The following is an 18,626-nucleotide window of genomic DNA, read 5'->3' on the forward strand; positions in this document are numbered from 1 at the left end:
ACGCGAACGGTTTATCCGCCCGGCTCAGGGTCGAGCGTATCGGCGTGTTGCTGCAGGAAGTAAATGGCGACGTGCAACCCTGTTGTGTGCACCGGGTTGAGTGGCCAGATGCCCAGCATGCCGGGTTTGTCGGGCGCAGATGGCCGTTTGACCGATTCGCTGCGTGCCAGCAAGCCGCGGATGACGCCGATAGCCAATGCGATGCCTGCGCGTTTCGAGCCGTAGCTTTCCAGCTTTTCCAGACCAAGGTTCAGCGGGTAGGGCTGACGGTCGATGAACGGGTCGGGTGGGGATAGTGGTTCGTTGCGAACCGGAAGGCGTGCGTGTGCCGTATGATCAATGACAGCCATGATCAACACTCCTACTGTTGGTTGTGGTCAGCGGGTCGTGGGAGCGCCAACTCTCACGATCCGCGCTTCTCCAAGCATTGCTGCAAGGGTCATCGACGTTGCGCCAGGAACGACGGCGTCGATGACGAGGCGAACGTAGCAAGTAAGCGTGCAGATGTCTGTAAGGGGTGGTCGATGCGTGGTGCGCGCGCTGCCTGACTTCCTGGCCTTATATGTACGCAAGCTCCGGCACAGAGCGCGTCACGCCAAGTATGGAAATGCAAGCTTAGGAACTGCAGGAAAGCATCGAGCAACCCGCGCGGTGCTTCGCCCATTCTGGGCGCTTCTGCGCAAAGTGTTCGCGACCCGGCTGTTCCTCGTAGGGATGTCGTAGCACGTCGAGCAGGGTCTGGATGCCGGTGTCGTCGCCCTCGGTCGCACGATCGATCGCTTCCTGCGCCAGATAATTGCGCAGCACGTAACAAGGGTTGGCTGCGTTCATGCGCTGCAGCCGTTGCTCCGGCGCCCACGCATCCGCACGCACGCGCGCCGCGTAATCGTCAAGCCAGCGCAAAAAATCGGCTTCCGCCGCAGCACGCTTCGCGTCGTCGTAGAACGCATGCCGCAATGGTTCCAGTTGCGGTGCATGGCTATCGACACGGCTTAGGGCGCGGAAGAACAAAGTCATGTCGACTTCGGCCTGCTGCATCAACTGCTGCAGCGTTTCCATGCGCGTGACATCGTCGTCGCGGCACTCGGCAAGGCCGAGTTTGGCGGCGATGTCGCGGCGCGTCTGCTGGTGGTATTCGGCCACATAGCGATCCAGCCCAGCCTGCAGCGGCGCGACGTCGCCAAACAACGGCGCAATGGCTGCCGCCAGACGGCTGAGATTCCACCACGCCACATTCGGCTGCTGGCCGAAGCGATAGCGGCGGCGCATGGCATCCGTGGTGTTGGGCGTCCAATCCGGATCGAAATCGTCGATCCAGCCATACGGACCGTAATCGATGGTAAGCCCGAGTACCGACATGTTGTCGGTGTTCATCACGCCATGCACGAAACCTACGCGCATCCAATGGGCGATCATGCTGGCGGTGCGCGCGCAGATGTCGGCGAACCAGTCGGCGTAAAGCGTTTCGCCGCTGCCGCGCAGATGCGGGAAATCGCGGCGGATGGTGAAGTCGACCAGTCGGCGCAACAGCTCGGTCTCGCCGCGCGAAGCGGGCAGTTCGAAATGCCCGAAGCGGATGAACGACGGCGCCACGCGGCAGACGATCGCGCCGGGCTCGTGCTGCGGATGGCCGTCGTAGAACATATCGCGCTCGACCATCTCGCCCGTCGCCACCAGGCTTAGCGCACGCGTGGTGGGCACGCCGAGATGATGCATGGCTTCGCTGCACAGGAATTCACGGATCGACGAACGCAGTACCGCGCGTCCGTCTGCACCGCGCGAATACGGCGTGGTGCCGGCGCCTTTCAGCTGCAGCTCCCAGCGCCGGCCGCGCGCCGTCACCGCTTCGCCCAGGGAAATGGCGCGCCCGTCGCCGAGCTGCCCCGCCCACACGCCGAACTGATGCCCGCCGTAATTGGACGCCCACGGTTGCATGCCTTCAAGCACACCGTTGCCGCCGAACACCTGCGCGAAGAACGGGCTGGCGATGTCGGCGTCGGTGAGACCCAGCTCCGCAGCCATCTCCGGCGACCAGGCAATCACGCGCGGTGCCGGCACGGGGCTCGGATCGACGCGCGAATACAGCGCACCTGCAACCTGGCGCGCGCCGCGACCCTGGTCTGGATCGCCCGGCAAATCACGCACGAAAACGTTATCGAATTGGAGTGATGGCAGTGTCATGCAGTCGATATTCGGGCGAAGCCAGCTTGATGCAAGGCAGCAAAAAAGTGAGCGGCAGCACGTTCTTCACGCACGCTATACATTCACGGTTAAAGCTTGGTACAGTTTGGCCGCGGCTGCGCAGGGGTAGCCGATGGAGTTAACCCATATGCACATGCTTCTTGCTCGTTCCGCCATCGTACGCGGAATGCAGCTGGTAGCAGGGATGCTTTCAAACCACACGCAGGACACGCACAAACAGGCTGTCAACGACGCGCTTGCAGAATTGAAGCTGGTGTCCTGGACATCCAACGCCCGCTCGCGGCGCGAAGACGAACTGGCGCGCAGCCAGATGCAAATGAAACCGTAGACGGGAAACCCGGTGGCTTAGAGCCTGTTCAATGTCTCAGTGTGGCTCGCATAGTGTCTGAGTGGTCGCCAGGTGGTAGCGCGGGGCGCAGCGCCAGACTGGCTGTCTGGTCAAGCCACGCGCTGCCGCATGGCGGCCACTCAGGCGCTATGCGGGTTGCGGGGAGATATTGAACAGGCTCTTAGGCAGCCGTCGGCTCGAAGATGCGCGCGATCTCGCTCGCGTCGAGCTGACGCCACGCGCCCGCCGGCAAGCCATCCAGTTGCAACTGCCCGATCGCCGTGCGCTGCAGGGTTTCGACGTGGTTGCCGGTGGCGGCGAACATCCGGCGCACCTGGTGATAGCGCCCCTCCGTGATCCACAGCCGCGCATGCCGCGGCGCCAGCACCTCCAGCTTCGCCGGCAGCAGCGGCGTGGTTTCCGATTCCAGCATCAGCGTGCCGCTGGCGAACAGCGCTTGCTCATCGCCACGCAAATCCTGCGCGAGTGTGGCTTCGTACACCTTGGTGATGTTCGCGCGCGGTGAAATGATCCGGTGCAGCAGTGCGCCGTCGTCGGTGAACAGCAACAAGCCGGAGGTATCGCGATCCAGCCGGCCGACGGTGGATAGCGCGGGGCTGCGGAGGCGATAGCGCGGTGGCAGCAGGTCGTACACCACGCGGCCGGGATCCTTGCGCGAACAGGTCACGCCCAGCGGCTTGTGCATGATCAGCGCGATGCCGGCGGGCGGATCGAGCGGTTCGCCGTCGATGTGGATCTGCGCGTGCTCCACCTTGTCATCCGCGTACAGCACGTCACCCTCGGGACTGGTGACGCGTCCTTCGCGGAACATCCATGCGACATCCTTGCGGCTGCCATAGCCGAGATTGGCGATCAGCTTGACCAGCCTCATCCACGTACCTCGCTTGCTTCGATCACTTTGAAACCCTCCTGCATGGCCACGCTGCGCACTTGCTCGAAATGCGCGGTAAGCGTGGCTTCGTACGGCAGGTGGCGGTTGGCCACCAACCACAGACGTCCGTGCGGCAGCAGCGCATGCGCTGCCTGCGTAATGAAGGCGCGGCCCAGGTCCGGTAAATCCGCCCTGCCCTGGTGGAACGGCGGATTGCACACTACGGCATCGTAGCGCCGCACCACGCCTTGCGTGACATCGTGCCAGTGCAACTCAAACGCAAGCTCGCGCGCCTGCTCGCGCAGGGCCTGCTCGACGTTGAGCCGCGCAGGCTCCAGGGCGCGCGCTTCGGCTTCGTAGAGATCCAACGCGGTGACCTTGGGACAGCGCGCGATGATCTGTGCAGCGAGATAACCGTAGCCTGCGCCGAAGTCGGCGACGCGGCCATGCAGATCCTGCGGCAAGTGTTCCGCCAGCAAGGCCGACGCGGCATCCACGCGGTCCCAGGCGAACAGGCCGGGCCGGCTGATGTAACCGGCGGCATTGGGGCGTGGACGATCCAGCTCGAGCCACGCCTCCAGCAGCGCCTGATCGCAGGAAGCATCCGACACGCCCCAAAACACGCGGCACTTGTGTTTGGACAGGTGACTCACCGTGCCAAGCAACGCTGCAAGATCGGCCTGCGCCGATTTCGCGCCCTCCGCATTCGGCACGCACGCCACCACCACGCCGCCACCGCTCGCGTAGCGCGCCGCCTTGGCGAACCAGGCGCGCGCTTCCTCGCGCTGGCGTGGCGGCAACACCAACACCTGCTTGAAGCGCGCTTCCGCAGGCGCTTCGCCGACATGGAAGCCGCTGCGCGTCAAGGCATCGGCAAACGGCTTGAAGCTTTGCTCGCACAACCAGTTTCGCGATGCCAGTTCGCGCAGGCGGAAGCCGTCGCGTGCGCGCAGGAACAGTGCGGCGCCGTCGGCAGGCAACTGCAGCAGCCCATCGGAGAACGGCAGGAAGAGCGCGTCCAGCACTGCTTCAGGCGCGGAGGCTTGGAAGCCGGGCATGGTCAAGCGGAGGTGTCCGGTGGCAACGAGGCGTGCATTTTAATGCGCGCACACACGGTAGGCGGCTTTCGTTGGCATGGTGAAGCTGGGATTTCATTCCAGCCACGTCTCCCTGTCATTCCCGCCTTTGCATCACGCCAAGTGGATTCCCGCTTTCGCGCACCGGTGTCCGGGAAAAATGCGTCTTGCTCTAAACAAGCATCTGCAACGCATCGAAAGTCCACATTTCACCCGATAAATTCCACGCTACCGATCCGTCACCCCGGCGAAGGCCGGGGCGACGATGTATTAAGCGTTACGGCGAAGGTTGGTAATTTTTCCCCGGACAGCAATGCGCTTTCGCGGGAATGACGGCGATGGGGTCAGGTCGGCGCCTCGACGCGTCAGCTATTGCGCCCCATGCGCGCAATCCACCGGTACATCGCAAACGTCACCGCCACGAACGCGATGCTGCCGATCCACACCGATGCATCATCGAAGCTATTGCCGACCAGCGCGAGCGGCGTCGGCTTGCCGGAGAACACCACGATGGCCGCCACCAGCACGCCGATGATGCTTTCGCCCACGATCAGGCCGGAAGCCAGCAACACACCAAGCTGCTTGGTGGCTTCCGCCTTCGGCGTGCGATCGGCGCGCCGGTCGAAATACCAGCCGACGACGGCGCCGACCACGATCATCAAGGTGGTGGAGGTCGGCAGGTACATGCCCAGGCCCACCGCCAGCGGCGGCAGGCGCACGGACTTGGTGGTGCCGGCAAGGATCGCATCCAGCACGATGAGACCGACACCGATGGCTGCACCGAGGCCGATCAGGCTCCAGTCGATGTTGTTCTGGATTACGCCCTGCGCGAGCGCGGAGATCAAGCCGGCCTGCGGCGCCGGCAGCGCGTGCGCGGGATTCACGCCCGGCGCGCCGAGAAATCCGTAAGCCTCGTTGAGCAGCCCGAGCACCGGCGGAATGACGGCCGCGCCAGCGATCACGCCGATCACCAGCGCCACCTGCTGGCGCCACGGCGTGGCGTGCACCAGCTGGCCGGTCTTCAGATCCTGCAGGTTGTTGTTGGCGATCGCCGCGACGGCAAATACCACCGAGGTAATGAACAGCGCAAACGCCACCAGCGCCTTGCCCGAGTCGGCCGGAAGATCGGACTTCACGCCCGCCACCAGCAGCAACGCTGCAATGATCACCACCAGGATGCCGATGCCGGAAAGCGGACTGTTGGACGAACCGATCAGGCCCGCCATGTAGCCGCACACCGTCGACACCAGGAAACTGAGGATCAACACGAACAACACGCCGCCGATCACCAGCAGCGTGGTATGCGAGCCCAGGCCGCTGACCACGCTGAAGTGGCCCAGCAGATACGCCACCGGAATCATGCAGAGCAGCACGATCAAGCCGACGATGCCGATCGGCATGTCACGCTCGGTCAACGGCAGCGTGTCGCCCTTGCCGGCCTTGCGCACGCGCGAGGCGGCCATCGCCGAGGTGAGGCCGCTGACCACCGGCTTTGCCAGTTTGGCCAAGGTCCAGATCGCCGCCACGCCGATGGTGCCGGCGCCGACGAAGCGCACGTATTTGCTCCAGATGCCCTGCGCGACATCCGCCACGTCGCCAACGGCCGGATGCAGCAGGCTGAAATGCGGTACCGCCCAAGCCCAGCTGATGATCGCACCCAGCAGCATCGCCAGCCCCACCCACAGGCCCACCAGGTGGCCCACTGCGAACAGCGCGAACGAGAGCGAGAAGTCATAGCCGCTGGTGGCGCCGCGGTCACCGACGCGGAAGTACTGCGCAAGGTCAGAAGCGAACAGCTTGGTCTGCACCACCACGTAGAACAGCGCCGAGACGATCGAGCCGACCACCACGGCTTTCAGGCCCGCGCTGCCGCCTTCCACCGAGGCCGAGTCGGACGCCTCCACCACTTCGCCGGAGCCCACCTTGAGCACTTCGGCACAGGCCACGCCCTCTGGGTACGGCAGGTCGGAATCGGTGACCAGGGCGCGGCGCAGCGGGATGGTGTACATCACGCCGAGAATGCCGCCCGCGGCGCAAACGCCGAACGACACCCAGAACGGAAACCCGGTCCACCAGCCGACAATGATCAAGCCCGGCAGCACGAAGATGATCGAGGAGAGCGTGCCGGCCGCGGAGGCGACCGTCTGCACGATGTTGTTCTCCTGGATCGTCGCGTTCTTCATCGAGCGCAGGATCGCCATCGAGATCACTGCTGCCGGAATCGAGGTGGCGAAGGTCAGGCCGGCCTTCAGGCCGAAGAACACATTGGCCGCCGTGAACACCAGCGTGATCACGATGCCGATGATCAGGCCGCGTACGGTGAGTTCGGCGCGCTCCGCGCCGGGTCCGGGTACTGCATTCACGGGTGGTCTCCCCAAAGTGTCCAGCGAACAAGATTAGCGTGGATCGCTCGGGGGGTGTTGCCGCGCTGCAGTGTGTCCACCGCTGCAGGCCAGGCCACAACCCCAGCCTGCACGACGCGGTCAGCGCGCAATTTTGCGGATGTCCCCGCGGATCTGCGCGGCGATATCTGCGGCACCTGCGCTCAGCAAGCTCGGCAGCGCCTGCGCATACGCCGCATCGCCCACGCCGCCGGCCACCGACGCGGACGACTGCGCCTTGTAATCGTGCGCTGCCTCGAAGCCACGCGCCCACAACGAGCAATGCAGGCCCAACTCCATCGCGACGCTGCCGGGCGACTTGTCCTGGTCGACGCGCAGGCTGGAGGTCAGTCCGTTGCAGGTCACCACTAGATCCTGCACGTAGCTGGCATCCAGTTGTTCGCCAAGCTGCGATTGCATGGCGACGGCCAGATCCGGCGAAGGCTCCAGCGTGAGCTTGTGATCGAGCCCGCGCACTTCGAGTTTGTCCGCACTGCCGGCCACGGTCAGCCACGGCGCCGTGCCTGGTTTCACCAGGCCGCCAAGCGCTGCGGGCTCATGTACGTTCTGCCCGCCGCAGGCAGCAAGCAGCGCCGTCGCCGCGGCGATCGCCAGAAAACGTTTCATCGGTAACCCCTGTTTGCTCCAGATCAATGCCAAATTTAATGCAGCGCAGCAACTGCTTCAATGTCTAAGAGCCTGTCGGACTTGAATTGGCCGGGCTGCAAATCCGCCTGCGCGGTCCATATCTCCGTCCATGCTTGACCCACAGAACCACTATGGGCCGGCGCATCGCCGAACATCTGTCCTCGCGCAGTCGCATTTTCGCCTCGGCCAATTCAAGTCCGACAGGCTCGTAGCCCCATCTATGCCTTTGGGCACAATGCCGCGGCCGCATGCTTGGTTAGTCTTGCCGGGTTGATTTGTCCGAATTGAAGGAACCCCCGTGCGCAAGACCTTGCCTTCCACCCTGTTCGCCGCATTGCTCGTTACCGCGGCACCATTCATCCACGCCAAGAACGATCCCAAACCCGCATCCACGCAGGACAGTGCCAGCGCCGACACCCTGCATTTGCCGCCGTTGCCGGCCGATGCGCATGTCAGCCAGTCGGCCAAGGTCGACGGGCGCACGCTGCATTACACCGTCACCGTCGGCAAGCTGCCGGTGCGCGACGAGCAAGGCACGATCACCGGTGAAGTGGTGTTTACGGCGTACACGATACCCGGCAAGGATCGCCCCGTGACCTTCGCGCTCAACGGCGGCCCCGGCGCTTCGTCGGTCTACCTCAATTTCGGCGCGATCGGCCCGAAGCGGGTGAGCTTCGGCGTGGAAGGGGACAACCCCTCCGACCCGGCCGTGCTGCATGACAATCCCGGCACCTGGCTCGGGTTTACCGACCTGGTCTTCATCGATCCGGTCGGCACCGGCTACAGCCGTGCGCTGGTGCCCAAGGACAAGGCCGTCAAGCAGTTCTACAGCACCGACAACGACATCAAGTACCTGTCGCGCATCATCTACGACTGGCTGGTCAAGAACGGCCGCATGGAATCGCGCAAATACCTGGTTGGCGAAAGCTACGGCGGCTTCCGCGGCCCGCGCATCACCGAATACCTACAGACCCAGCTCGGCGTGGCGATGAACGGTGTGGTGCTGCTGTCGCCCTATCTGGATGCCGCGGCCTCCGACAACGAAAACGTGTCACCGCTGCCCTGGATGCTGACGCTGCCCTCCATTGCCGCCGCGCATCTGGAACGCGAGTACCAGCTGACGGCCGCAGCGATGGCACCGATCATCGACTACACGCGCGGCGAATACGCCGTCACCTTGATGAAAGGGCGCACCGATCCGGCTGCCACCGATGCCATGCTCAAGAAGGTGACCGAACTGACCGGCCTCGATCCGGTGTTCGTCAAGCGCTCCGGCGGACGGCTGGAAACGCAGGCCTATCTGCGTGAGGTGTACCGCAGCGAAGGCAAGCTCGGCAGCCGCTACGATTCCAACGTCACCGCATGGGACCCCTTCCCCTACGCGCCGCACCAGGTCGGCGGCGACCCGATCCTCAACGGCATCATCGCCCCGACCACCACCGCGATGGTCAACTTCGTCACGCAGACCGTGGGCTGGAAATACGACGGCCGCTACAACGCGCTGAGCTATGCCGTGAACAGCGCCTGGCACGAGGACGACGACGCCAACCAGGGCTCGGTCAGCCAGTTGCGCGAAGCGGTGGCCAACGATCCCAACTTGCGCGTGCTGATCGCGCACGGCTGGGATGACCTGTCCTGCCCGTTCATGGCCTCCGTGCTGATCGTGGACCAGATGCCGGACATGGGCGATCCCACCCGCGTGCAGGTGAAGGAATATCCCGGCGGCCACATGTTCTATACGCGGCCGGCCAGCCAGGCGGCCTTCCTGCAGGACGTCAAGACGCTGTATGGCGCGCGCTGATCAGCGCGGCGCGAGCGTTGCCGGGTCCACGCCCGGATGACGCTCGCGCCACGCCGCCAGCGCTTCGCGATAGTGCTGCCGCGCTTCCTCATACAGGTCGAAGATGCACGGATCGCAGCCGTTGCCGCAGCAGTCGCCGGCATCCGGCTCCACCGGCGGGCGCGGCGGCGGATCATCGCGTAGCAGGTTTTCGTTGGAAGAAGCGGCGTCGTTCATGCGCAGGCGAAAATCAGACATCATCACCATGGTAGCCCGCCGCCGTGCGTCAAGCTTGGTCGCGAACCATCCATTTTCAACAGGAGTGCCCTGATGCCCACCGTTCCGCTTCGTCCAGGCCGATGGATGGCCGCCCTGCTGTTGCCGCTGCTGTGTGCGGTAAGCGGCATGGCCGCGGCAGACGCTTCGCCGCCGTATCGTATCGTCGGCTACGCCACCGGCTGGGATCCGGCACAGACCAAGGACGTCGGCAAGATCGACACGCTGATCTTCGCGTTCGCGCAACTCAAGGACGGCCGCGTGCTGCTCGACGACACGCACGCGGCAACGCTGCAGAAGCTGCTTGCACTCAAGGCGGATAATCCGAAGCTGAAGGTGGACGTGTCGGTCGGCGGCTGGAGCGTAGGCGGCTTTTCCGAAGCCGCCAGCAGCGCCGCGGGCCGCCAGCTGTTCGCCGACAGCGCCGCGCAGATGCTTTCCGCGCAGCATGCCGATGGCCTCGACGTCGATTGGGAATATCCCGGCCATCACGAATCAGGCATCCGTTCCAGCCCCGCCGACAAGACCAACTTCACCCTGCTGCTCAAGGCGATTCGCACCAGCCTCGATCGCGCCGGCAGCAAGGACGGCAAGCACTACACGCTGAGCGTGGCGATTGCCGATGGCCCCTTCGTCAGCGGCGTCGACATTCCGGCGATCAATCCCTTGCTGGATTGGTTCAACCTGATGACCTACGACTTCGTCAATGCCAATACACCCACCACCGGGCATCACACCGGCCTGCATGCTTCGCCGCTGATCAAGGGTGACGGCCGTACCACCGACCGCGCCGTGCAACAGTTTCTCGCCGCCGGTGTGCCGAGGCAGAAGCTGTTGATCGGGGCGGCGATGTATGGCCGCGAATTCGCCGAGGTGAAACCCGATCACGACGGCCTGTATCAAACCTATGGTCACTTCCAGGCGATGCTGCCGTGGCCGGTGTTGAAGCAGCACTTCATCAACAAGCAGGGCTACGTGCGCCACTGGGATGCCGTTGCACAGGCACCTTGGCTATGGAACGCCAAGACGCACAGCTTCATCACCTACGACGATCCGCAGTCGATCGCGGCGAAAGCGGCCTACGTCAAGGCGGAACACCTGGGCGGCATCATGTATTGGGAACAGACCACCGATCCCACCGATGAATTGCTGGATGTGATGTGGAAGGGGTTGGGTAACTGATCGCGTTGCATCATCTGCTCCCGCCCCTACGTGTAGTAGGGGCGGGAGCGCATCACGGCAACTTATAGAAGTGCCCTAAAGTCAATATCAACCCGGCTTACGAAACCGATACATGAACTGATCCGTATGCCCCCGGATCGACTTGTCGAACACCTTGAGCGTGTGCGGATCGTTCGGATTGCGCAACGCATTGCTTTCGCCCGCATACACAAATCCCACCGACTCCACCTGCTTCTTCACGATCGCCGGATCGATGCGATGCAGGGTATCCGTATCCGCCATGCCTGACCCTGCCGGCGCCACATGGTCGATCACGATAAACAGGCCGCCCGGCTTCAGCGCGTTGTAAACCTGCTTGTCGAACGCCACCGGATCGACCTTGCCCATGAATTTGTCCGGATAATCGTGATAGTTCTGCGAGGTGAATACGATATCCACCGGTTCCGGCACGCTCAGCTGCGCTGCCGGCTGCTTGAGCACGCTTACGTTCGAATAATGCGGATCGGCCACCAGCTTCTGGAACGGAGCGAATTCATCGCCGTCGACCTTCAGGTACTCATCGGGCCATAGCGCATAGACATGGCCTTTCGCACCCACGATATCGCTGAACACGCGTGTGAAATAGCCGCTGCCGGGGATCAGTTCCAGCACCTTCTCACCCGGCTTCACTTCGCTGAAGACCATCACATCGGTGATCTTGCGGCGCGCATCGTTGCTGGCATCGTTACCACGCGCGGAATCGGCGACCGCCGCTTGGACATAGGGTGGTACGTATCGCAGGGCATGCATGTGATTCGCCTGCGGTGTCTGTGCCAACAGGGTTGCCGCGGGCACAGCCAATGCTGCAACCAGTACGGCGGATATCGAACGCATGACGATCTCCTGAGGGGTTGGGTAGCCTCCGGATTGTGCGCTCCCGCGCGCGAATGCAGCCAGTGACTTGTGGCCCATCCAAACAACGCTAACCGGACAGCACCCAATGCCCCAGGATCTGATAGCTGCCCTTCCCCACCACGTTGTGGATCAGCACGAACCGGTCTACATGCCAGACGATGGGTGGCACCGGCGTGGCCTGGGGCAGTTCCTGCCGGGCGTAGGCCAGGGTGACATGCGGGGTGAACTGGCGTTCGTCGCGCAGCCGCAAACCTGTCGCGACCAGCGCTGCCTGCAGATTCCGCCATAGCGCGAGTAGCTCGGTCGGCGTTTGCGATCCACGCAACACGCAAGGCGGCTCGTGGCCGCGGAAGCTGGCGGCGTAGTCCAGCGTCCAGGCAAACGTTTGCGCATGCATGGTGTTGGCAGCCGCCAGCGCTTTCTCCAGCACCTGGTCCGGCACGGCCGGGAAGTCGCCGAGAAAATTCAAGGTGGCGTGGAAGCGTTCGGGCCTCACCCAGCGCGCCCGCAACGCGGGATGCTGTTGTTGCACCGCTGCCGCGGCCTGTTCGATGGCATGCCGAATCGCGGCATCCGGCATCAAGGCAAAAAACAGACGATGCGTTTCGGCGCGTGCAGCAGTGGGTGAATCGAAGAGGTCGGCTTGCGCCGCGGAGGGATCAGTCTTGCTCATGCGCAAAGCCTAGCGCATCTCATCACACATGCATGCATTAGGATAATCCGCATGCCAAAAGCACCCGCCATCGCCGCTTACGATCCGCAACCGCTGCGCGATCGCGTCGTGTTGATTACCGGCGGCGCGCAAGGTATCGGCCGCGGCATTGCGCAGGCCGTGCTCGGCGCGGGCGGCGCCGTGATGATCGGCGACCTCGACGCGGAAGCCGGCAAAGCCTGTCTGCAGGAATGGCAGGCGGGCGACCGCGCCGCCTTCCGCCAACTCGACGTCGCGCGCGAAACGAGCGTGCGCAACTGGGTGAAAGCCGCGCTGGAGCGCTTTGGCCACATCCACGGCCTGGTCAACAACGCCGGCATCGCCAACCCGCATCAAGGGCCGCTGCACGCGCTGTCGCTGGCAACCTGGAACCGCTACCTCGCCGTCCATCTCACCGGCGCCTTTCTGTGTAGCAAGCATGCCTTGCCAGCGTTGAAGAGCGTGGGCGGCGCGATTATTCACATCGCTTCCACGCGCGCGCTGCAGTCCGAGCCGGATACCGAAGCCTACGCGGCCGCCAAGGGCGGCCTGGTTGCGCTTACCCACGCGATGGCGGTGAGCGCAGGGCCGCAGGTGCGCGTGAACGCGATCCTGCCAGGCTGGATCGCCACCGATGCCTGGAAGAAACCGGGAGAGCGTCATGCGCCCAAGCTGAGCAAGCAGGATCATGCGCAGCATCCGGCCGGACGCGTCGGCACGCCAGAAGACATCGGCGCGCTTGCCGTTTATCTGCTCAGCGATGCGTCGCGCTTCGTCACCGGCCAGCAGTTCGTGGCCGATGGCGGCATGACGGTCAAGATGCAATACGCGTAACCGCTTAGCCTGCTTCGCGCAGAAACACCGGCAGATCGGTGGTCGGCGGCGGCACCGACATGCCGTACATCATCATCGCCACGTGCCCGCGGTGGTACGTCGCATGATTGATCACATGCAGCAGGATGTCGCCGCGGCGCATCTCGCCTTCGCCGCCGCCAATGAAAGTGAACCGCACGCTCTCCTCGCACGCCTGTGCGTCGAGGGTATCGGCGTACCGCACATACCAGTCGTCGATATCCGCCTGGGCGGCGCGCAGCACATCGAAGGCCGGGCACGCCTCTGGATTGCGGCTGGTGAAACCGTGCGGCACGCCTTGCAGATGCGCGGCCCATACCTGGTCCATGCAATGGCCGTGGTTCAGCGTGCGCAGCAGGTTGCCGAACACGATCGGCTGCGGCGCGGTCAACGATGCTTCGGGCAGGCTTGCCAGCGCCTGGAACAGCAAACGATCGGCCCAGGCGCGATAGCGGGTGAGCATCTGGAGATGGTGTTGCGGCATGTGTTGTCCTTGATCGGGGTTGAACCAAATACTCACGCTTCCATTTAGCAGCGATTCGGAAATCGCCAACCATACGCCGCACCAAGCGTTGCGCGCCACGCGCGCCTGGCATGCAGGCCCATGCTGCTGAACCGCCACGAACTTGTCACGTGCCGTGAAGGCAACGTAACGATCTTTGCCGCGTTTTCTCTAGTAGGGTGCAACCGAGGAGGAAACACCATGAAAGCCATCAGCCTCACGCAGCACCTCTCCACGAAGCGCATGCTCGTGCGCGCGCTGGCAGGTCTGCTTGGTGCCGTAGCCGCACTCGCCGCACTGCCACAGAAAGCGGATGCCGGCGTGTTCATCGGCGTTGGTGTTTCCGTAGGCGTACCGCCACCACCGTTGCCCATCTACGAGCAGCCGCCGATTCCTGGCCCTGGCTACATCTGGACGCCCGGCTACTGGGCGTGGGATGGCGCCGAGTATTACTGGGTGCCCGGCACCTGGGTGATCGCACCGTTCTATGGCGCGCTGTGGACACCTGCCTACTGGGGCTGGGACGACGGCTTCTACGCCTTCCATCCCGGTTACTGGGGTTATCACGTCGGCTTCTACGGCGGCATCCATTATGGCTTCGGCTATAACGGTAATGGTTATGACGGCGGTTATTGGGGCCGCCGCGGCTTCTATTACAACCGCGCCGTCAACCACATCGACAACGTGAATATCACCAACGTCTACAACCGGAGCGTGATCGACCATGGCAACCGCGTCAGCTACAACGGCGGCCGCGGCGGCATCATCGCGCATGCAACGCCTGGTCAAATGGCTTATGCCCGCGAGTCGCGCATGGGGCCGATCGCTGCACAGCGGCAGCAGATGGCACTGGCCAGCCATGATCCGGCGATGCGCGCCTCGTTCAACCACGGCAATCCGCCGATCGCCGCCACCCAGCGTCCTGGCGCCTTCAACGGCGGCGGCGTGATGCCTGCGCACGGCAGTCGCTTTACGCCTGCCGCGTTCAATACGCAGCGGGTGGACAACAACGTGATGCATGCGCCACAGGCGATGCAGCCGCGCAGCGGCGTGGCCTTACGTTCAGCCAACTTTGCGCCGCACGCGTATACACCGGCCAGGCCGAACTTGGCGCGTCCGAGCGGCAGCTATAGCCATCTCTATCGACCAGGCAACGTGACCGCTGCCACGCCCGTGAACCATGCATTCCGGCCTGCCATGAACGGCTATCGCGGACCTGCCACGGTTTACCATCCGGCGCCGGTCTATCGTGCGGCGCCGGCCTATCACCCGCAATACCGCGCGCCGGCGCCGCAAATTCACGCGTATCACGCTGCGCCGGCGGCGCGTGGCGGCGGCGGTCGGCAGCCGCATCACGGATGAGGACGACAGGCTTCAAAGTCACGAAAAAGGCCCGCACTTTGCGGGCCTTTTTCGTAGATGCGGGAAGCCACACACTCGCTGCGACTAATGCGCCACCTGCCCTCCCGCCAGCAGCGTGCGAATCATGCGCAACTTCGCCTTGAATTGCTCCTCGTCCGCCGGCCCCAGCCGCATCATCAGCTTCTGGCCGTTCGACAGCGATTGCAGCTGCGGATCGACGAAATGGTAATGCGGGCCGGCGCGCACCACCGCAACCGGGGCATGCACGTCCGGCGCAGCCAGCATGTCGTCAATCGCCACGATCAGGCGATCGTTGAAATAACCGTGCGGATAGCCCAGCTCGCGATAGGCTTGCTGGAACAGCGGATAGTTGTGCTTGTACCAGGCAACCAGTGCATGTGGGTCGACATCGTTCAACACCGTCATGTAAGGCGCGTAGCGCTCGGTATTGCGCGCGGCGATGACGGTGGCGCCATTGGCATGCTCCGTCAGCAGCGTGCCGCCTGGCGTGCGCAAGGGAAGAATGTTGGTGTTGCCTATGCCCTGGCGCGGCAGCGCATCCACCGTCGCCACCACGCGTGAAATGATCTGGCTTTGCAGCAGCGCGCCAAGATCGCCGCCATGGACCATGCCCTGCAATGCTTCGCGCACACTGGCGTCGCTATCGGCCAAGGCCGGCAAGGATGCCGTGGATGCCGGCGCCGGCCCGGCATTGGCTTGCGCAATGGGATGCTGGATCGTCGATGCGGCGCTTGCCGGTTGCGGACTCGCTTGCGCAGGGGATGAACTCGGCGCAGGTGCCGACGCCGCAGCCGGATGCATGGCTCGCTGCACCAGGTACACGCCTGCCACCACCACGGCAAGCACCACGATGATGGCCGCGATCCAGCCGCCGTATGAAGTCTGTCTGGGGGCTCTACGATTCACGAGATTGCCTGTTTCACAGAGGGAGTATCCATTGTGACAGGCATGCCGCCGGTTTGTTCGGTACGCAAGCTTCATGTGTACCGATCATTAAAAAGGCCACCGGCACTTGCGTACCGGTGGCCCGTCCTCGCCCCTTGAGTGCTGGCCAGGCATGCCTCCCGGCCAGCACACACTCCCTGTTCTGCTACTTGCCGATGTCCTTGAGGATCTCTTTGGTATAGCCCAGCGTGCCCACGCTCGGATACGAGTTGCAGGTGGGTGATGCCGAACCCGCTGCGCACGGCGTGTCGCGATCCAGCGACCAGAAGTGCACGCCGGCCAGGCCGTTGGCCGTGGCGTAGTTGGTGATGGTGTCGATATCCGCCAGCGTGGTGATTTCGCCCGCGGCATCGTTCTGCCCGATCATCGGTGTCAACTCGATGTGGCTGGCCGGGATGCCATAGGTGTGCTCCAGGTTCACCACCGCCTGCACCGCCGATTGCCCCATCTCGCACGCACCGTTCACCACCACGCAGTTGGATGGGATGGCGCTGCCGTAATCCATCGTCATCAGGTTGATGGTGTAGTGGTTGATCGCCGGACTGGACGACTGGATCGCCTGGATCACCCACTGCCCCAACTGGTTCACGCCGCCGTAGCTGCCATCCGACGAGCCCAGCGTAGCCAGGGTGAAGGAGAAGCGCAGGTTCGGATACTGCGATTGCGCAGCGGCGACATCTGCCACCAGTTGCTGGATTTCCGCTTGCGACTGCCCGCCCTCGATATCGAAATCCACGCCGATCATCTGCGCCGTGTAGTACTTGGCGATGAAGCTTTCGAACGCGGATGGCGATCCGCACGTAAACACGCCATCGGCACCACCGGTAGAGATGATGTAGTCCAACCCCGCACTGGCGAGCGAGTTCGCCGCGCCTGGCGTAATGTTGGCGGAGATGAATTCCGACGGCGTCACGCCGGCCCAGCTTTCGCTGCCGCATTCACCACTGGCGAACGCAATGGAAATGGCAGGCAACTGCGGCACCTGGGTTTCATACAAACCGCCGCTGCCCACGACCGGAATCAGCGTACCGGTCACCTGCGTCGACATGGCGTAGGTATTCCAGTTCATGTTGATGCTCATGTCCTTGTACGGACTGAACACGAAGCCGCTGGGTGTTGGTGTAGGAGTTGGGGTAGGCGTGGGAGTTGGGGTAGGCGTGGGAGTTGGTGTCGGCGTCGGCGTCGGCGTTGGTGTGGGAGTCGGAGTCGGAGTCGGAGTCGGCGTGGGAGTTGGCGTCGGCGAACCGCTGCATGCGCCCAGCGATGTCCACGGTGCACCACTGCCGGCGGCGCCATTGTTGGTGGCCGGATCGTTGCCTTGGGTCCAGAAGTTCGCCTTGTAGTTGATGCTGTTCTCGCTGACCTCCGCGCCGCCGTTGTAAGCGGTGGACGCATTCCAGGCCGGATCGCAGCCCGATGGCGTCGGCGTGGGTGTCGGCGAACCACCGCATGAGCCTTGCGACGTCCACGGTTGGCCGCTGCCGGCGCCGCCGTTGCTGGTCGCCGGATTATTGCCCTGCGTCCAGTAATTGGCGACGTAGTTGACGCCGTTCTCGCTGGCCTCGTTGCCGGCGACGTAAACATTGGTCGACACCCACGCCGCTGCGCAGGTGGATTGCGCATGCACAGCTTGCACGGGCGCCACCGTCAGCACGGTGGTGGAAAGTGCCGCGCAGATGGCGGTACCTAGCGAACTCAATGTCAGGGTGGACCACTTCGTTGATCTCTTCACTTGCATGGGACTGTCTCCACAATTGGATGAACCGTTACAGGTGAGAAATAGCGGCGTGGTGATGGCCGCATTCCGGGCGGCCAGGCGGGAGCGCACGCCGTCACGCATCCATGCACCGATGTTGCGTTGAAATGATTTTGCGATGACTCAACGTCGACGCGCGTGCAGCCGCCAATCCGCGTCCGCGCCATTGCGATGGCAGCAGTCCGGCACGTGTGCCGGACTGCTGCAGGATTCCCCCTTGATATCCCTGCTGGTTATTTACCGAGATCCTTCAGGACCTCGTTGGTGTACCCCAGCGCCCCCACACTGGGATACGAATTGCATGTGGACGAAGCCGAGCCCGCCGCACACGGCGTATCACGATCCAGCGACCAGAAGTGCACGCCGGCCAGGCCGTTGGCCGTGGCGTAGTTGGTGATGGTGTCGATATCCGCCAGCGTGGTGATTTCGCCTTGCGAATCGTTCTGCCCGATCATCGGCGTCAGTTCGATATGGCTGGCCGGAATACCGTAGGTGTGCTCGACATTGGTTGCCGCCTGGATCGCGGATTGCCCCATTTCGCATGCACCGCTCACCACCACGCAGTTGGCTGCACTGGTGCCGCCGTAATCCATCGTCATCAGGTTGACGGTGTAGTGGTTGAGCGCCGGGCTGGACGCCTGGATCGCCTGGATCACCCATTGCCCCAGCTGATTGACGCTGCCGTAGCTGCCATCCGACGCGCCCAGCGTGGCCACGGTGAAGGAGAAGCGCAGGTTCGGATACTGCGATTGCGCGGCCGCCACGTCCGCCACCAGTTGCTGGATATCGGCCTGTGTCTGGCCGCCTTCGATATCGAAGTCCACGCCGATCATGTGCG

The 18,626-nt window shown here is 63.6% G+C and carries 17 protein-coding genes and 1 pseudogene; 5 read left to right on the forward strand and 13 right to left on the reverse strand.

Annotated elements, in window-relative coordinates; translation table 11 throughout:
* Positions 1-11: 11 nt before the first annotated feature.
* Together VMA74_RS01365 and VMA74_RS01370 are read right to left on the reverse strand one after the other, a co-directional pair.
* The gene (locus VMA74_RS01365) at positions 12-350 is read right to left on the reverse strand and encodes a hypothetical protein (RefSeq protein ID WP_325364064.1); all 339 of its coding nucleotides are present in this window, start codon (positions 348-350) and stop codon (positions 12-14) included.
* A gap of 265 nt (positions 351-615) precedes the next feature.
* A complete protein-coding gene (locus VMA74_RS01370; RefSeq protein WP_325364092.1) occupies positions 616-2,175 on the reverse strand; it encodes a protein adenylyltransferase SelO in 1,560 nt (519 codons plus the stop codon).
* A 154-nt stretch (positions 2,176-2,329) separates the two neighbouring features.
* Between VMA74_RS01370 and VMA74_RS01375 the strand changes: the two genes are divergently transcribed.
* The gene (locus tag VMA74_RS01375; protein ID WP_325364066.1) at positions 2,330-2,530 is read left to right on the forward strand and encodes a hypothetical protein; all 201 of its coding nucleotides are present in this window, start codon (positions 2,330-2,332) and stop codon (positions 2,528-2,530) included.
* Between the two features lie 181 nt (positions 2,531-2,711).
* Here VMA74_RS01375 and VMA74_RS01380 read toward each other — a convergent pair whose 3' ends face one another.
* The 4 genes from VMA74_RS01380 to VMA74_RS01395 form a co-directional block, all read right to left on the reverse strand.
* Positions 2,712-3,422, reverse strand: a complete 711-nt coding sequence (locus VMA74_RS01380; protein ID WP_325364068.1) for a pseudouridine synthase — start codon at positions 3,420-3,422, stop codon at positions 2,712-2,714.
* Positions 3,419-4,480, reverse strand: coding sequence for a class I SAM-dependent methyltransferase (locus VMA74_RS01385; protein WP_325364094.1), 1,062 nt, complete (start codon positions 4,478-4,480; stop codon positions 3,419-3,421). Before VMA74_RS01385 ends, VMA74_RS01380 begins: the two co-directional genes overlap by 4 nt.
* Before the next feature lie 383 nt (positions 4,481-4,863).
* Positions 4,864-6,861, reverse strand: a complete 1,998-nt coding sequence (locus VMA74_RS01390) for an OPT family oligopeptide transporter (protein ID WP_325364070.1) — start codon at positions 6,859-6,861, stop codon at positions 4,864-4,866.
* A gap of 120 nt (positions 6,862-6,981) precedes the next feature.
* Positions 6,982-7,506, reverse strand: a complete 525-nt coding sequence (locus VMA74_RS01395) for a hypothetical protein (protein ID WP_325364072.1) — start codon at positions 7,504-7,506, stop codon at positions 6,982-6,984.
* 319 nt (positions 7,507-7,825) lie between these two features.
* On the opposite strand from VMA74_RS01395, the gene VMA74_RS01400 reads away from it, so the two are divergent.
* Positions 7,826-9,328: a S10 family peptidase gene (locus VMA74_RS01400; RefSeq protein WP_325364074.1), complete on the forward strand. Its 1,503-nt coding sequence runs from the start codon at positions 7,826-7,828 to the stop codon at positions 9,326-9,328.
* Here the strand turns inward: VMA74_RS01400 and VMA74_RS01405 are convergent, their stop codons facing one another.
* Positions 9,329-9,574: an oxidoreductase-like domain-containing protein gene (locus tag VMA74_RS01405; protein ID WP_414649537.1), complete on the reverse strand. Its 246-nt coding sequence runs from the start codon at positions 9,572-9,574 to the stop codon at positions 9,329-9,331.
* Between the two features lie 63 nt (positions 9,575-9,637).
* Here VMA74_RS01405 and VMA74_RS01410 point away from each other — a divergent pair, with 63 nt between their 5' ends.
* Positions 9,638-10,765, forward strand: a complete 1,128-nt coding sequence (locus tag VMA74_RS01410; protein ID WP_325364076.1) for a glycoside hydrolase family 18 protein — start codon at positions 9,638-9,640, stop codon at positions 10,763-10,765.
* An 87-nt stretch (positions 10,766-10,852) separates the two neighbouring features.
* Here VMA74_RS01410 and VMA74_RS01415 read toward each other — a convergent pair whose 3' ends face one another.
* Complete coding sequence (locus VMA74_RS01415) at positions 10,853-11,638, reverse strand: methyltransferase (protein ID WP_325364078.1); 786 nt, start codon at positions 11,636-11,638, stop codon at positions 10,853-10,855.
* An 88-nt stretch (positions 11,639-11,726) separates the two neighbouring features.
* Positions 11,727-12,332, reverse strand: a complete 606-nt coding sequence (thpR, locus tag VMA74_RS01420) for an RNA 2',3'-cyclic phosphodiesterase (protein ID WP_325364080.1) — start codon at positions 12,330-12,332, stop codon at positions 11,727-11,729.
* Positions 12,333-12,383: 51 nt separating this feature from the next.
* On the opposite strand from thpR, the gene VMA74_RS01425 reads away from it, so the two are divergent.
* Positions 12,384-13,184: an SDR family oxidoreductase gene (locus VMA74_RS01425; RefSeq protein WP_325364082.1), complete on the forward strand. Its 801-nt coding sequence runs from the start codon at positions 12,384-12,386 to the stop codon at positions 13,182-13,184.
* Between the two features lie 4 nt (positions 13,185-13,188).
* On the opposite strand, the gene VMA74_RS01430 is transcribed toward VMA74_RS01425, so the two are convergent.
* A complete protein-coding gene (locus tag VMA74_RS01430) occupies positions 13,189-13,686 on the reverse strand; it encodes a DinB family protein (RefSeq protein ID WP_325364084.1) in 498 nt (165 codons plus the stop codon).
* 219 nt (positions 13,687-13,905) lie between these two features.
* On the opposite strand from VMA74_RS01430, the gene VMA74_RS01435 reads away from it, so the two are divergent.
* Positions 13,906-15,066, forward strand: a complete 1,161-nt coding sequence (locus VMA74_RS01435; RefSeq protein WP_325364086.1) for a hypothetical protein — start codon at positions 13,906-13,908, stop codon at positions 15,064-15,066.
* Between the two features lie 84 nt (positions 15,067-15,150).
* On the opposite strand, the gene VMA74_RS01440 is transcribed toward VMA74_RS01435, so the two are convergent.
* The 3 genes and pseudogenes from VMA74_RS01440 to VMA74_RS01450 form a co-directional block, all read right to left on the reverse strand.
* A complete protein-coding gene (locus VMA74_RS01440) occupies positions 15,151-15,993 on the reverse strand; it encodes a DUF3014 domain-containing protein (protein WP_325364088.1) in 843 nt (280 codons plus the stop codon).
* Between the two features lie 184 nt (positions 15,994-16,177).
* Complete coding sequence (locus VMA74_RS01445) at positions 16,178-17,770, reverse strand: carbohydrate-binding protein (protein ID WP_325364090.1); 1,593 nt, start codon at positions 17,768-17,770, stop codon at positions 16,178-16,180.
* Positions 17,771-18,021: 251 nt separating this feature from the next.
* Positions 18,022-18,626, reverse strand: a pseudogene (locus VMA74_RS01450) (carbohydrate-binding protein); the annotation flags it as partial.

The organism is Dyella sp. (assembly GCF_035508675.1).
GTDB lineage: Bacteria > Pseudomonadota > Gammaproteobacteria > Xanthomonadales > Rhodanobacteraceae > Dyella_B.